This is a genomic window from Erythrobacter sp. S227, from assembly GCF_057364925.1.
In genome coordinates this window covers 3070421-3084415 of record NZ_CP200280.1, presented here as the reverse complement: position 1 = coordinate 3084415, position 13995 = coordinate 3070421, and the positions used below count along the sequence as shown (strand labels likewise).

The following is a 13995-nucleotide window of genomic DNA, read 5'->3' as shown; positions in this document are numbered from 1 at the left end:
CTCTATCGAAACGTTGCTCTTGCGAGCAGGCTTCGCTGGAGAACGGTGAGCACACAGAGTCCTGTGTATGCGTAGGCGATTATGCCAAACCATGTCGGAAATACGCACATGGCGATAAACACTGCGATGGTTTCTGTACCTTCTGCAAGACCGGTGGAGTAGAAGAAGCTCTTCTTCCCGTGGTTCTGCGTCTCCTCGCCTCGCTCTGCTGCGATGACAGCAAAGGCCAAAAAGCTCACCCCGGTAAGCACGAAGCTTGCAACCAGAACAAGCGCGGGCAACGAGTTTTCGCTTGATAGAACCCCAAAGCCCACAGGCACAGAAACATAGAACGCAAAGTCGGCAACGATATCGAAGTAACCACCCAAGGGCGTTGGTGTGGTGGCTCTTGCGACGGCTCCGTCAAGGCCGTCGATTATCCGGTTTGCGATGATGAGCCCAAGGCCGAGCCAGATATTGCCAAAGGCGATAGCTACTGCCCCGCCCAGCCCCATCGCAAGGCCTGCAAAGGTGAGCGCATTGGCGGTAACCCCGACCCGTGCAAGGGTCACGCCCACGGCATTCAAAGGCGGGTCGATCAGGGGGCGCAGTTTTGCGTCGAGCATTAGAAGCTCACTAGCCCAATCCATGCCCCCGTCATAGCGGTCGCGATATTGCCCGCGATCCAGCTTTTCATGCCTAATCCTGCGGCCTCTGCTCGGCGGTCCGGACACAGCGTGCCGATAGTGGAGACCAGCAGGCCAACGCTTGCAAGGTTGGCTACCCCGCAAAGCGCATAGGTGACGATCAGCAGGCTGCGCTGCGAAAACGTGTCTTCGGGAAGCGCCGCGAGTTCGAGATAGGCGACATATTCATTGAGGATCGCCTTTGTGCCCATAAGGCCGCCTGCTGCTTGGGCCTCGCTCCAAGGAATGCCGATAAGCCACATAAAGGGCGCAAAAATCCAGCCGAAGATGCGTTTCAACGTAAGGGGTTCATCGCCCACCAGCGGAAGCAGAGCGAGTATCTGATCTGAGAGCGACACCAGCGCAAAGACCACGATGATCACCGCGATGACCGCCAGAAACAATTGCATGCCGTCCATTGTGCCTTTGACGATCGCATCGATGCTACTTTCGTATTTCAGTCCCTCTTCGCCCTCGCTCGTTTCGGTGGCCTCGTCCTCTGCGCTCCCCGGCACCATCAGCTTGGCGATCAGCAGCGCGGCGGGAAGCGATACGAGCGAGGCCGAGATCATATGACCCACCGCATCAGGCACAGTTTCGCGCAAAGTGGTGGCATAAAGGATGAGGATTGCGCCCGAGATCGTCGCCATGGCGAGCACCATGACCTGAAACAATTCGGCGCGGCTTATCCTGGCAAAATATGCGCGCACAACCAGCGGGCTTTCGACCACGCCAAGGAACATGTTTGAGCCGCCCGATAGGCCGACAACACCGCTAACCCCCAATGTGCGGCGAAGAAGAAAGGAGAGGCCATTGACCAGCCATCTCAGCACACCCCAATGCCAAAGAAGGGCGGCAAGCGCGGAGAAGACGATCACCAATGGCAGGATCTGGAATGCGATCACCAGCGGCGGCTGCGCGCCTTCTTTGAGCTCAAAGGGCAGGTCCGCGCCGCCCAGATATCCGAACATGTAAGCAGAGCCATCCAGCGTCGCGCGTTCAATCGCGGCGACGCCTTCGTTTGCGAGCGTCACCACATCCCAGACGAAGGGAACCCGCACGATAAGCAGTGCCAGCGCCAGTTGAAGCGCGAGCGCGCCTGCGATCCATTTGGCGCTTGGGCGAGCAGAGCGATCTTCGCTCAGCCCCCACGCGATCAGTAGCAATACTGCAATGCCGATGATGCCGCGAAACTGGTCGAAATACTCCACCTCGACCTAGCCTACCCGCGCCGCCAATTGTGGTACTTCTCCACCCACTCAAGGAGCTTCTCAGGCTTCCTTGCCTTCTTCCATTCACCTGCGGCAAATTTATTACCCTCGGCCATGGTCGGGTACGGATGGATTGTACTAAGGATTTTGTTAAGGCCCAGCTTGTGTTTCATCGCGAGGGTGTATTCGGCCAGCATCTCGCCTGCATTCATACTGACGATAGTCGCGCCTAAGATCGTGTCTTTGCCCGGCTTGGTGAGCACTTTCACAAATCCCTTGGTTTCGTTTTCGGCAATGGCGCGGTCGAGGTCGTCGATTTCATAGCGCGTGACCTCATACTCGATGCCCTTCTCCTTTGCCTCGGCTTCATTGATGCCAACGCGGGCAATTTCCGGGTCGAGGAAGGTGACCGCGGGGATTACCGAATAATCCGCTTTGAATTTCTTGAATTGGCCAAACAGCGCGTTGACGCTGGCAAACCATGCCTGATGGCTGGCGGTGTGGGTGAACTGGAACGGTCCCGCAACATCGCCGCACGCAAAGATATTGGGGAATTTGGTCGCAAGAAATTCGTCGGTCACGACGGTTTTTTCGGTGTCGATGCCCAGCTCTTCCAACCCGTAACCCGAAAGCCGCGCTGCCCGGCCGACGGCGACTATAAGAGCATCAAAGCCCACTTCAGTTTCGCCCCCATCATGCTCGGTCTGCACCGCTCCATTGGTGACTTTGACCGCTTTATGCCCGGTTAGCACGGTCACGCCAGACTCTTCCAGAGCCGCCTTGGCGAGAGCCGAGACTTCTTCATCCTCGCGGCCCATGATGCGGTCCATCATCTCGATCTGGGTGACTTTTGACCCGAGCCGCGCAAGGCTTTGCGAAATCTCGCAACCGATCGGTCCCCCGCCAAGAATTGCAACACGTGCCGGCGGCGCATCCATTTCGGCGAACGCATCCCACATCGTGTCCGAGGTTAGGTAATTGCTTTCGGTGAGCCCCGGAATGGGCGGCACGAAAGGCGCTGCACCTGCGGCGATCACAATGCTTCGGGTAGTGAGGCGCTGCGTATCGCCATCATTGCGGGCAATCTCGACCGTCCACGGGTCGATGATCCTGGCATAGCCAGAGACACAATCCACGCCGAGGCTTTCATAGCGCTCCACGCTGTCATGCGGTTCGATGGTCTTCACCGCCTGCATCACCTGCGCGATGGTTTGCTTGAACGGAACTGTGGGTTCGTAGGGCGCAAGCCCGTATTTGTCAGCATTGCGCATCTGGTTGGCGACCTTGGCGCTTTTGATCAGTGCCTTCGACGGCACGCAGCCGGTGTTAAGGCAGTCGCCGCCCATCTTGTGCGCTTCGACCAAAGTCACCTTGGCTTTGACCGTGGAGGCGATGAGCGAGGAAACAAGGCCAGCAGCCCCTGCCCCGATCACAACCATGTTACGGTCATAGCTTTTGGGCCGTGTGAACCCGCGATACACTTTGCGCGCCTGGATAAAGCCAACCACCCCCTTCGCGATCCATGGGACAATGGCCAGCAGTACGAAGCTTCCGATCAAGGCGGGTGACAGAAGGCCAGACGTGCTCTCGATCTGTGCCAACTGCGTACCGGCGTTCACAAACACAATTGTGCCCAAAAGCATCCCGATCTGGCTCACCCAGACAAAGGTCCACGTCTTGATCCGGGTCAAGCCCATCACAAGGTTGATCACAAAGAATGGGAATGCAGGGATCATTCGCAGGGTAAACAGGTAAAACGCCCCGTCCCGCTCCAGCCCGCTATTGATGGTTTTCAGACGGTCGCCAAAACGCGCCTCAATCGTGTCGCGCAGCACAAAGCGCGAGGATAAGAACGCCAGCGTCGCCCCGAGCGTGGATGCAAAAGACACCAGAATTGTGCCTGTCACCAATCCAAATAGCGCGCCTGCACCCAAAGTCATGATCGCAGCGCCCGGAAGCGATGCAGCGGTCACACCAACATAAATCGCGAAGAAGATCGCGAGCACCAAGAACTGGTTTTCGGCATAGAACCCTTGGACATCATCCACGACACCCTTGATCCCTTCGAGGGTCAGATACTGACCCAGATCGAAGTAGAAGTAGGACGCAACAAGCGCCGCAAGGGCTGCAAGAATCAAAATTTTTTTCACGAAAACCCCTTTGTGTGCGTCGAGAATACGCATTCAAGCCCGTGTTCGCCGAGGCCCGCTATGCGGTTACAACCGCCGCCTTTACCGACAAAGGGAGGCGTATTGTGAAATCCAGCGCTTGTCGATGGCGTGCTTTAGCTTTGCCACCCATGCCCCTCGCGCACAAAGCGGACCATAGCTCAAAACCGCGCTCCCGTTGCCGGTGGAGAGGAGGTAGAGGCTCACCGGGCGCGGGCGATAGACAGAGCCCACTTCGCGTCCCTGCACCGCATCGCGCAAGTTTCGGGCTAGGTGCGGCCCCGCCATTACTGCGTGGACGCCCGAATGCGCGACATGGCGGTCCTGGCGCGAAGCAACATCACCAACGGCAAAGATATCGGGATGCGAAGTTGAACGCTGGTGTTGATCGACCGCGATGAAGCCCTGGCTATCCGTCGCAAGCCCGCCGGCCTTCGGCCAATCCGGCGCGCCGCTGCCAAGGCTTGCGACAATAACATCCGCAGGCACACAAGAACCACTCGTGGTCACCAATTTCCCCTCTGAAAGACGCGCATTTTCATTGAGAACGGCGATCCCTTGCGCGGCCAGTTCGCGGGAAACCTTGCGGCGCACTCCGGCTGAAAAGCCGGGCAGGAGGCCATCATCGCCTGCGATCAGTGTTACTTTTGCATCTTTGGTGCCGGCGCGGTTTCGCATTGCAAAGGCAATCTCGACCCCCGCAGCGCCTCCGCCGACTATCGCAATATCGCCCGCCTTTTCGGCCGTTTCCAAACGCTCCACAAACCGGTCGATCGGGCGCACGTCAATAAGGCGCTTGTCCTTGCCCAAGACGCTTTGAGCGCGCCCTACACCGCCTGTATCAAACGAAGCGACATCATATTCCAGAACCTGCCCACCGCCGGTTTTGACCCAGCGCGCCTCCGGATCAATTCCGGTGCATCGGCCCAGCAAAAGCTGAACCCCAGCACGCTTTGCCAATGCCGCCAGATCGACAACGCCATCGTCCAGTCCATATTGCCCCACGATCCAACCCGGGACCGTCCCCGAATAGCGCAAATGGCGATGCGGGGTCAGGAGCGAGGCTCGTGCACAAGGCAAACCATTGGCAATCCAATCGGCAAGGACCGCGACATGGGCGTGCCCCCCGCCTACCAGCAATAGATGTTGTGCATTCTGGTTCATCACTCGCCCGCGTCATCAAGCCGCCAACCGATAAGGCTATCGGCCATCTGGCCTATTCCGCAAGGCCCATTCAAGCTTTCCTTGTAACGATCCACTTGCTGCAGGAACCTTCGCCCCCATATGTGCGTTCAGACATGGCAATAAATTATATTTACCGCTTGAGCTGGAGAGGGGTCCCAGCAGGATCATTGGTGGCGGATCAAAAGGACGGTCATGGCTCTCGAAGCTTCCTCTAAAGGTACCCAGATCTCGCTGGTCCAGTTTTTCCGGACCTTTCTTGCCATTTTGAGGCCGGAGCGCAGCTTTTACGGGCTCGCACTGGTTTATGGAATTGGCGTCAGCCTGCTTTCCCTTGCGACCCCGATTTCAGTCCAATTTCTGGTAAACACGGTGGCAAACACCGCTTTGGCGGCGCCCCTGGTGGTGCTGTCATTGACGTTGTTTGGACTGCTGATCCTGTTCGGGCTGCTTTACGCTTTGCGCATCCATTTGATGGAACTTTTCCAGCGGCATTTTTATGCTCGGATGGTTCAGGAAATCTCGCTTTTGTCGGTGTATGCGCAGGACCCTTTCTTCTCGGACCGCAAGTCTTCTTCTTTGTTTAACCGGTATTTCGATGTGATCATCGTTCAAAAAGCCATACCGGTCCTGTTTATCGGCGGATTTTCCGTCGTTTTGCAGGTCGCTGTGGGCTTTGTGCTGGTGTCGCTCTATCACCCGCTTTTCCTCGTGTTCACACTGGTGATGTCCGCCCTGATCTGGGTAATCTGGCTTGTCTGGGGTGCGCGGGCAATCCGTACAGGGATCGACCTCTCCCACGCGAAACACGAAACGGCGAACTGGCTTGAGACGATCGGCGGCTCAAACGGGTTTTTCAAATCGCAGCGCCGGATTGACGATGCGATTGCCCGAACTGACAAATATACGCACGACTACCTGAACGCACATCGCCGCCATTTCCGGCAGCACTTCTCGCAAACGCTATCATTCCTGCTGCTGTACGCACTCGCAAGCGCCGCGTTGCTCGGCCTTGGCGGGTGGCTCGTCATTCAGGGGCAGTTGACCCTCGGCCAATTGGTCGCTGCTGAACTTGTGCTTTCCGTTGCGTTCTTCGGCGTTGCTCAGCTCGGCGTTTACCTCACGTATTTCTACGACCTATGCGCCGCGGTCGAGGAAATCTCGCTCTTTTACGAAGTCGAACAAGAACCACCCAGCAGCGCAGCAGAATTGACTTCTGATGATCACACAATTGTGTTCAGAGGGGTCAGAGGTATCGCCCGCGGCGACGAGGTTGAGTTTGATCTCGAGATTCCGACCGGCGCCATGGTCATGGCAAGGGCCGGCAACCACGGTGTCCAACGGCTTTTCACAAATTTTCTAAAGCTCCACCAGCGCTCTTCGCACGGGTTTGTGACCTTAGGCGGCGTGGATGTGAACGACCTTGAGGCATACAATCTTCGCAAGGATGTGCACGTCCTTGACCGTCCAAGCTTTGTTGGCATGACCATCCGCGAATATCTGGCGCTGTCGTGCAAGGACACGGCAAGCAAACGGATGATGGGCGCGCTTGAGACTGTCGGGTTGATCGAAACCGTCTCGAACCTTGAGAAAGGGCTCGACACGCCGGTTGCTTACACTGGTTGGCCTTTATCAGCGGTCGAATTGCAGCAATTGAAGCTTGCCAACGCGTTGCTCGAACGGCCCCGCATCCTGGTGCTCAGCCAGCTGTTTGATCTGGTGGATGAAGACAATCTGGCGCGCGCTATTCGTGACCTGCGAAGCGATAGCTATACAACCGTCATCTACTTTTCAGGCAGACGCGCCGATCTGGGCTTCGACAGTTTCCTCTACATGGAAGCAGACAGGCAGCGTACTTTCGACGAGTTTGAAGAGTTTCTTGCCGCGCAAGACATGCAAAAGGCGAGAGATACTGAGCCTGCGCGCCTTTACCCTGCGCCCAGTGCTACCACTGCAGGAGACGCGTGATGTTGGCGCACCTGGAAAAAGACCGCGACAAGTTTACCGCTCTCAAAACAGTGAGCCGGCCAAGGGTTTTTCGCACGGCATTCGTCCTGCTGCTGATCGGTATTGTGACAAGCGTCCTTTTCCTGATTTTTGTGCCTTGGGTGCAAACAACCGCCGGGGGCGGAGTTGTCACAACGCTCAACCCCAATGAGCGTCAACAAGAGATAAACGCGCTTGTTGAGGGCCGTATTGACGAATGGTTTGTTTCAGATGGCGAACGGGTCGAAAAAGGTGATCCTATCGTGCGGATTACCGACATTGATCGCAACCTTGTTGACCGGCTTACTGCCGAGCGCGCTCAGGTAGAGGTGCAACTGCAAAGCGCGCAAAGCGCTTTGGCGACAGCGCAGATTGATCTTCGCCGGATGAGAGAGCTGTTCGAAGCCGGCCTTTCCGCAAGGCGCGACTATGAACAGGCACAAATCCGGGTCGAAGAAATGCGCGGGCGCGTGGCAGAGGCGCAAGGGTCGCTGGCCCGCTCTGAAACCAACCTTGCCCGCCAATCCGAGCAGCTTGTGACCGCACCGCGCGATGGCTTCATCCAAAGCATTAATGCAGGCGATGCGGCCACTTTCGTAAGCGCGGGACAAGTTCTTGCGACCTTTGTTCCAGCCGCACAAACGCGCGTTGTCGAGGTGTTCGTCGATGGGCGCGATGTGGCCCTCATCAGCGGGGGCGAGGAAGCCAGAATTGAGTTTGAAGGCTGGCCCGCTGTCCAATTCAGCGGATGGCCATCGGTGGCAATCGGCACCTTCCCGGGCATCGTTGCATCGGTCGACCAGGTCGCACAGCCCGATGGCCGCTTTCGCGTGCTGATCGCGCAAGATCCAGATGCAGAACAGCCGTGGCCCGATGAACGCTATGCCCGTTTCGGAACGGTGGTGCGCTCGTGGATATTGCTGGAAACCGTGCCTGTTGGTTTTGAACTTTGGCGCCAGTTGAACAATTTCCCGCCGGAAATGCCATCTTCGGCCGCAATGGCAGGCCAGTCTAGCGCAAACAGGACAGCCCCGGCCGGGACGGGCCCCTAACGATGCCAGTGCTGTTTCGCCTATCCGCAGCGCTCGCAGCGATGCTTGCCTTATGCCAGCCATTGACCGCGCAAAATATCGAGCTCGTCGAAACGCCGCTTGAGGAGCAACTGACGACAGGCGCGCTTTTGCCAGAGGCAGTGCTGCGCAGTTCCGCCCTCACGTTCCCGAGCATCCTTGAAAGCTTCGAGCGCGAGGCGGCAGCACGCTCTGACCAACTGGCAGCTGACGGCGCATTTGACCTTATCCTTGAGGGCGAGGCCTATGACCGTGTGACCGGCACCTTTTCAGGCGGCTATGCCGAAGTAGGCGCGCGCCAACCCATTGCTGCGATGGGCGCTGAACTTTTCGGAACTTACCGCCTCTCGGACGGCACCTTCCCGATTTACGAGAATATCTTCAATACCAATCAGGCCGGCGAGTTCAAAATCGGCGGATTGTTGTCGCTCTTGCGCAACCGCCGGATCGATCAACGGCGCTTTGGCGTCGAAGACACAAGACTGGCCCGCGATCAGGCTCGCCTCGATGTGCTGCTGGTGCAGCTCAAGGTCCAGCACGAAGCGCTCTCGGCCTACTGGCGGTGGGTCGCATTGGGCGAGGAAATCGCGGTCTATGAGGAGCTGTTAGAAATCGCAGAAGCGCGCGCAATTGGCCTTGCGCGTGAGGTTCGCGAAGGCGCAACTGCGCGCATTGCCCTTACTGAAAACGAGCAGAACGTCATTCGCAGGCGTACCTTATTAACAGAGGCACAGCGCAACTTTCAGACGGCAGCCACGTCCTTGAGCTTTTACCTACGCGATAGCAGCGGGCGTCTTATCGTTCCCACCCGCGCGCAGCTTCCCGGGCCTGAAATTCTGGATCGCCTGCCCGATATGCAGGCGCTCCTGAATACGCAGCGTAGCGATGTGCTTGAAAACCGCCCCGAGTTGCAGAACTTCAAAATCGCTCTCGAGCGCGCGCAAAACAAGGTCGCTTTGCGTGAAAACGATCTCCAGCCGCAGCTGGATTTCAAAGCAGAGGTCTCCCGCGATTTTGGCGCGATTGGTGATGGCGGACCAACCTTCGATTCCACAGACACCGTGGTGGGCGTCACGTTCAGCGTACCGCTCCAGCGCCGCACAGCACGCGGTCGATTGCGGCGCGCCGAGGCGGAACTGCGCGAGATCGAGCTTCGCGAACGCAGGGTCGCCGATCAAATCTCGGTCGAACTCGACAACATCCTCACCAATTTGAATGCCGCTCTAAAGCTTGCAGGATTGGCCGAGAATGAGGTCGAGCAAGCCGACGCAATGGTCACAGCAGAACGAAGACGTTTCCGCCTTGGCGCAGGCGATTTTTTCCTTGTGAACCTGCGCGAAGAAAGCGCTGCGACCGCGCAAATCCGCAAGATCCGCGCAAAACTCAATGGCAAGATTTCGCAAGCCAGCTACAGCGCCGCGACCATGGATTTAGAGGCCTTGGGACTGGAATAGTCACTCTTTGAGATCGTCGATTGTGTCGATGTCCCTGAGCCATTCGGACCGGCATGGAACCACAAGGCCTTGGGAAATCAGCACCCGCGCGCCTTGATCGCCGCTCGATTTCATAAGGTCTTTGAACTGCGCCGCGCCGAACAGCGCTGGCGGCATACGGGTCTTACCCATTGCCGAAACCACAACAGGTTCTGATGCATCCCATGCGTCGACCAGCGCCAAAAAATGCTCACGAGGAACAAGCGGCATATCGGCAAGCACAATCAAGAGCCCATCAAGCGATGCCTCCTTTGCGGCCTTGGCGGCGAGCGCCACAGAGGTGCCCATGCCTTCGCTGGCCCGCAGATTGAGCAGCGGTTCAAACCGGCGTTCGCGCCATTGCGGCTCACACGGATGATTGGGGGCGCGGGTGATGGCCCAGGCTTTTTCGAACTGCTCGATAGGAAGCGCCAACGCGGCATATTCACCCAATGCGCGCCCTCGAAAGTCAGCACACAATTTGTCGCTTGTCCCAAAGCGGCGAGAGCTGCCAGCAGCCAAGAGCGCCACTCCTATGCGGCGTGCCATGATGTCTCTTCATAGGTGCGGATGATTTCACCAAGCGTCGAAAGTGCCAGCGTGTGGGGATCGCGTGAGGAGTGGAACAAGCCGATGGGCGCACGGATTTTATCCAACTGAGCCTGCGTGATGCCAAGGGCAAGCAATGCTTCGCTGCGGAACGCATGCGCCCGCCTACCGCCCATCGCGCCAAGGTAGAAATGCGGCATTCCCAATGCGGCCTGCATCAGGTCGATCTCCCAATCGTGGTCATGGAAGAGGAAAACTGTCGCCGTCCAGGGATCGCTTTCAAGAAGGTCGGTTTGATTGGTGCGATCAAGATGGTGAGCCTCTATATCCCGCTGTCCCAATTGCTCGATCAACCGCGTATCCGGCGTCAAAATGCGAGTGGTGCAGCCAAATGTACTGGCCATGCCTGCCAAGGCCTCAACACCTGCGCCGTGGCCAATGATCTGGAGATGCGGACCAGGGAAATGGCCAAATATCGCCTTGCCAGTATCGGGGTTGAAGGAGGCTTCTTGCCACTCAGGTCGATGCGAGACGCCGTCGGGACCGGTGGCAATGGAAAACGCTTCACGGCGCTTGATTGAGCCAAGGCATGCACCGACAAAGCCCGTGTCTTCGATAATATGAAACGACACATCAAGCCCGCCCCCGCACGGCAGCTTGATATCGAGATAGGGTGACCCTGCACCAAAGCGCACCACTCTGGGTCTGCCCGTCGCCAGCACATCAAGCGCTTCAGACACCACGGCATTCTCGATACAACCGCCCGAAAGCGAGCCTGCGAAAGTCCCATCTTCAGCAACGCCCATAATAGTGCCGGGGCTTCGCATCGAGGACCCCTCGACACCGCATACCGTGACCAGAACGGTGCGCAGGCCCTGGGCCGCAGCATCGCTCAAAAACTGGCAGGTTTGCGGCAGGTCCACTTGAAAGCGCGGGCTATTCGCCGCTTACTCGGTTTGTGAGGCGAGGTAAGCGATCACCGCCTTGCGTTGCTCTTCATCAGGCACTGCGCCTGCAAGCATTTCGCTTCCCGGGATGTAACCTTGCGGGTCAGCAAGGAAGCCATCAAGACTCGCCTCATCCCAGGTGACATCGGATGCGATGAAGGCGTCGGAAAAGGAGTACCCTTCAAGGCTTCCCGCTTTGCGGCCCATTATGCCGTGAAGGTTGGGACCTGCTGCCGAGCGCCCGTCAGGATCAACCGAATGGCATCCGGTGCAGGTTTGAAATGTATCTTCGCCAAGCGCGATGAGATCAACCGCAGCGCCGGCAACCGGTTGCGCCACATCAGGAGCACCGCGTTCACGCACGACAATCTGTTCGACCACTTGTGGCGGCTCTTCCGATGACCCGCAGGCGGTGACCATCACGGTAAGCAGACACACGGCGAGAACCGCTCGATTACGCATCCCCTTGTTCTCCCTCTTGAATTCTCTTTAAGCGAATTGTTTGGCCACCGGCAGATCGCGTATCCGCTTGCCTGTCGCTGCAAAGATCGCGTTGGTGAAGGCGGGCGCTGCAGGCGGCAGACCCGGCTCCCCTGCTCCGCCAATCGGCACATCGCCGCTGTTGATGATGGCCACCTCGATTGCAGGCACCTCATCCATGCGCAGCATTTTGTAATCGTGAAAATTGCTTTGCACGATAGCGCCATCCCTTAGGTCCAGCTCGCCATACATCGCAGCCGTCAGGCCGAAAACGATCCCGCCCTCGATCTGGTTCTTGAAGCCATCGGGGTTCATCACATAGCCCGCATCGCACACCGCCCACGCATTGACGAGCTTGGGCTTGCCAGAGGACATATCGACCTCGATCACCTCGGCAACGATCGTGCCGAAGCTTTCGACGATCGCGACGCCTTTGGCATGCCCTTCTAGGGTCTCGCCTCGCCAGTCGCTCATCTCAGCCACCTTTTCGAGCACAGCCAAATGACGCGGTGAACCTGCGATCATCTCCATGCGGAAAGCGAGCGGATCTTTGCCCGCTTCATAGGCGGCTTCGTCGATAAAGCTCTCGACGAAGAAACTCTGCTGTGAATGGTCGACCGAACGCCATGCCTGAAACGGCAAGTGCAGGTCGGCAGGGGCTACGCGAATGCTGGTGTTGGCGATGTTATAGATCGCCGGAACGCAGGCCTCGGCTGGATCGTGGCGCTGTGTGAAGACATGATCGAAGGCGACAAGTTTGCCGTCATCATCCAGGCCCGCCCGCATCCGCGCCATGTCTGCGCAGCGGTAGAGCGCCTTTTGCGTGTCCTCTTCGCGGCTCCAGATAACCTTGACCGGATAGCCTGTCGCCTGAGCCACGCGCGCTGCCATGGCGATTTCATCCACGCCCAAGCGGCGTCCAAAGGCCCCGCCAAGATAAGGGTGGTGCATGGTGATATCGTCTGCGGCCATGTCCAAAGTCGAGGCCACACCGCTCCTTGCCATCAATGGCACCTGAGTGCTGGCCCAGATGTCGCATTTGCCGTCTGCTACATGCGCGGTGCAGTTGATTGGCTCCATCGGGGAGTGCGCGAGATAGGGCGCTTTGTATTCCGCTTTGATCGTTTTGGCCGCCGAACCAAGCGCACTTTGCGCATCGCCTTTCGCCGCTGCCTCATCGCCGCCGGTTTCACCCGCTTCATCCAGAGCCGCCGCGAAGGCTGCAAACTGATCGTCCATGGTCTTAATCGGGCTGTCCGATTGGCTCCATTCGATCTGAATCGTGTTCATCGCCTGCTGCGCTTGCCAATAGCTATCGGCAACAACCGCGACAAATGTCTCCATGTTGAGGATCTGCAAGACCCCTTTCATGGATTTGGCACGGGATGCGTCCATGCTGACAACTTTGGTGCCGGGTACTGGCGGGCGCACGGTGGCGGCATAGGAAAGCTCAAGGCCTTCCGGCACGGCGTCGATCCCGAATTCAGCGGTGCCATTGATCTTGGCCGGAATATCGGTGCGCGCCTTGCTTTTGCCCATCAAGCGATATTGATCAGGCGTCTTCAGCTTTGGCGTGTGGTCCATCGGTTGGTCCGCAGCAGCGGTGGCAAATTCGGAGTATCTCGCCGAATTCCCGCTGGCCTTGTGGAACAGAACACTGTCCTTCGTGGTGATTTCATCAACTGGAACGCCCCACTTTTGCGCCGCAGCCCCAACCAACATACCGCGTGCCGCAGCGCCAGCGATACGCATGGAGTTCTGTCCCGTTGTCCGGATCGAGGAAGACCCCCCCGTGATCATCGCATCGGCCATACGCGCTACTTGCGTGAATAGACCATTCCAGGTCGGCTCGATCCAATCAGCCGCGTTCATCGTGAAAGGGGCCACAAACATGCGCGCTGTATCGGTCACAACGTAGGAGCCGTCAGCAGGCGCCTGCATCACGCGGACATTTTCCCAGTCGGCATCAAGCTCATCGGCGAGCATTTGTGCGAGCACCGAATGCGCGCCCTGCCCCATTTCGCAGTGAGGGACGATGGCAGTGACGATGTTGTTCGTATCGATCTTGACCCAGCTGTTGACCAGCTGTTCGCCCTCGCCGCCTGCCACTTTGGATGCGAGCGAACCAATCGGGTTTCCGGGACGAACGCCGATCCCAATCAGCAGTCCGCCACCTGCTAAAACGCCAGCACCGATAAATCCGCGGCGGCTCCATTTGGCGAGTTTTGAGCGTTCTTTTTTCTCGGGAGTTAGATCGTTCATGAT

11 protein-coding genes are annotated in these 13995 nt (G+C 57.9%); 3 read left to right on the top strand and 8 right to left on the bottom strand.

Annotated features, from left to right (window positions below; all coding sequences use genetic code 11):
• Positions 1-2: 2 nt before the first annotated feature.
• The 4 genes from AC0V6Q_RS14640 to AC0V6Q_RS14625 form a co-directional block, all read right to left on the bottom strand.
• Positions 3-605 (bottom strand): CDP-alcohol phosphatidyltransferase family protein, encoded by a 603-nt coding sequence (locus AC0V6Q_RS14640; RefSeq protein WP_486169113.1) that lies wholly within the window; start codon positions 603-605, stop codon positions 3-5.
• Positions 605-1876: a NupC/NupG family nucleoside CNT transporter gene (locus AC0V6Q_RS14635; RefSeq protein ID WP_486169112.1), complete on the bottom strand. Its 1272-nt coding sequence runs from the start codon at positions 1874-1876 to the stop codon at positions 605-607. Before AC0V6Q_RS14635 ends, AC0V6Q_RS14640 begins: the two co-directional genes overlap by 1 nt.
• Before the next feature lie 11 nt (positions 1877-1887).
• Positions 1888-4026, bottom strand: coding sequence for an FAD-dependent oxidoreductase (locus AC0V6Q_RS14630; protein WP_486169111.1), 2139 nt, complete (start codon positions 4024-4026; stop codon positions 1888-1890).
• Between the two features lie 81 nt (positions 4027-4107).
• On the bottom strand, positions 4108-5208 hold the full coding sequence (locus AC0V6Q_RS14625) for an FAD-dependent oxidoreductase (RefSeq protein WP_486169110.1): 1101 nt from the start codon (positions 5206-5208) through the stop codon (positions 4108-4110).
• A 213-nt stretch (positions 5209-5421) separates the two neighbouring features.
• Here AC0V6Q_RS14625 and AC0V6Q_RS14620 point away from each other — a divergent pair, with 213 nt between their 5' ends.
• From AC0V6Q_RS14620 to AC0V6Q_RS14610, 3 genes are read left to right on the top strand one after another with little or no spacing between them, the layout of a single operon-like run.
• Positions 5422-7194 carry an ABC transporter transmembrane domain-containing protein gene (locus AC0V6Q_RS14620; protein WP_486169109.1) on the top strand — a complete coding sequence of 591 codons (1773 nt, stop codon included), beginning with the start codon at positions 5422-5424 and terminating at the stop codon, positions 7192-7194.
• The gene (locus tag AC0V6Q_RS14615; RefSeq protein ID WP_486169108.1) at positions 7194-8264 is read left to right on the top strand and encodes an HlyD family secretion protein; all 1071 of its coding nucleotides are present in this window, start codon (positions 7194-7196) and stop codon (positions 8262-8264) included. Before AC0V6Q_RS14620 ends, AC0V6Q_RS14615 begins: the two co-directional genes overlap by 1 nt.
• Before the next feature lie 2 nt (positions 8265-8266).
• Entirely contained in the window at positions 8267-9736 is a 1470-nt protein-coding gene (locus AC0V6Q_RS14610; RefSeq protein WP_486169107.1) for a TolC family protein, read from the top strand.
• Here AC0V6Q_RS14610 and AC0V6Q_RS14605 read toward each other — a convergent pair whose 3' ends face one another.
• The 4 genes from AC0V6Q_RS14605 to AC0V6Q_RS14590 are packed head-to-tail and all read right to left on the bottom strand — an operon-like array spanning position 9737 to position 13992.
• Positions 9737-10303 carry a nucleotidyltransferase family protein gene (locus AC0V6Q_RS14605; protein ID WP_486169106.1) on the bottom strand — a complete coding sequence of 189 codons (567 nt, stop codon included), beginning with the start codon at positions 10301-10303 and terminating at the stop codon, positions 9737-9739.
• On the bottom strand, positions 10288-11226 hold the full coding sequence (locus AC0V6Q_RS14600) for an XdhC family protein (protein WP_486169105.1): 939 nt from the start codon (positions 11224-11226) through the stop codon (positions 10288-10290). The genes AC0V6Q_RS14605 and AC0V6Q_RS14600 overlap by 16 nt, the downstream gene beginning before the upstream one ends.
• Positions 11227-11250: 24 nt before the next feature.
• A complete protein-coding gene (locus tag AC0V6Q_RS14595; protein ID WP_486169104.1) occupies positions 11251-11712 on the bottom strand; it encodes a c-type cytochrome in 462 nt (153 codons plus the stop codon).
• A 27-nt stretch (positions 11713-11739) separates the two neighbouring features.
• Positions 11740-13992 (bottom strand): xanthine dehydrogenase family protein molybdopterin-binding subunit, encoded by a 2253-nt coding sequence (locus AC0V6Q_RS14590; protein WP_486169103.1) that lies wholly within the window; start codon positions 13990-13992, stop codon positions 11740-11742.
• Positions 13993-13995 lie beyond the last annotated feature (3 nt).

Coding starts and splice junctions, on each gene's coding strand:
- AC0V6Q_RS14640 (WP_486169113.1), bottom strand. CDS start 605: ATGCTCGACGCAAAACTGCGCCCCCTGATCGACCCGCCTTTGAATGCC.
- AC0V6Q_RS14625 (WP_486169110.1), bottom strand. CDS start 5,208: ATGAACCAGAATGCACAACATCTATTGCTGGTAGGCGGGGGGCACGCC.
- AC0V6Q_RS14620 (WP_486169109.1), top strand. CDS start 5,422: ATGGCTCTCGAAGCTTCCTCTAAAGGTACCCAGATCTCGCTGGTCCAG.
- AC0V6Q_RS14615 (WP_486169108.1), top strand. CDS start 7,194: ATGTTGGCGCACCTGGAAAAAGACCGCGACAAGTTTACCGCTCTCAAA.
- AC0V6Q_RS14610 (WP_486169107.1), top strand. CDS start 8,267: ATGCCAGTGCTGTTTCGCCTATCCGCAGCGCTCGCAGCGATGCTTGCC.
- AC0V6Q_RS14605 (WP_486169106.1), bottom strand. CDS start 10,303: ATGGCACGCCGCATAGGAGTGGCGCTCTTGGCTGCTGGCAGCTCTCGC.
- AC0V6Q_RS14595 (WP_486169104.1), bottom strand. CDS start 11,712: ATGCGTAATCGAGCGGTTCTCGCCGTGTGTCTGCTTACCGTGATGGTC.
- AC0V6Q_RS14590 (WP_486169103.1), bottom strand. CDS start 13,992: ATGAACGATCTAACTCCCGAGAAAAAAGAACGCTCAAAACTCGCCAAA.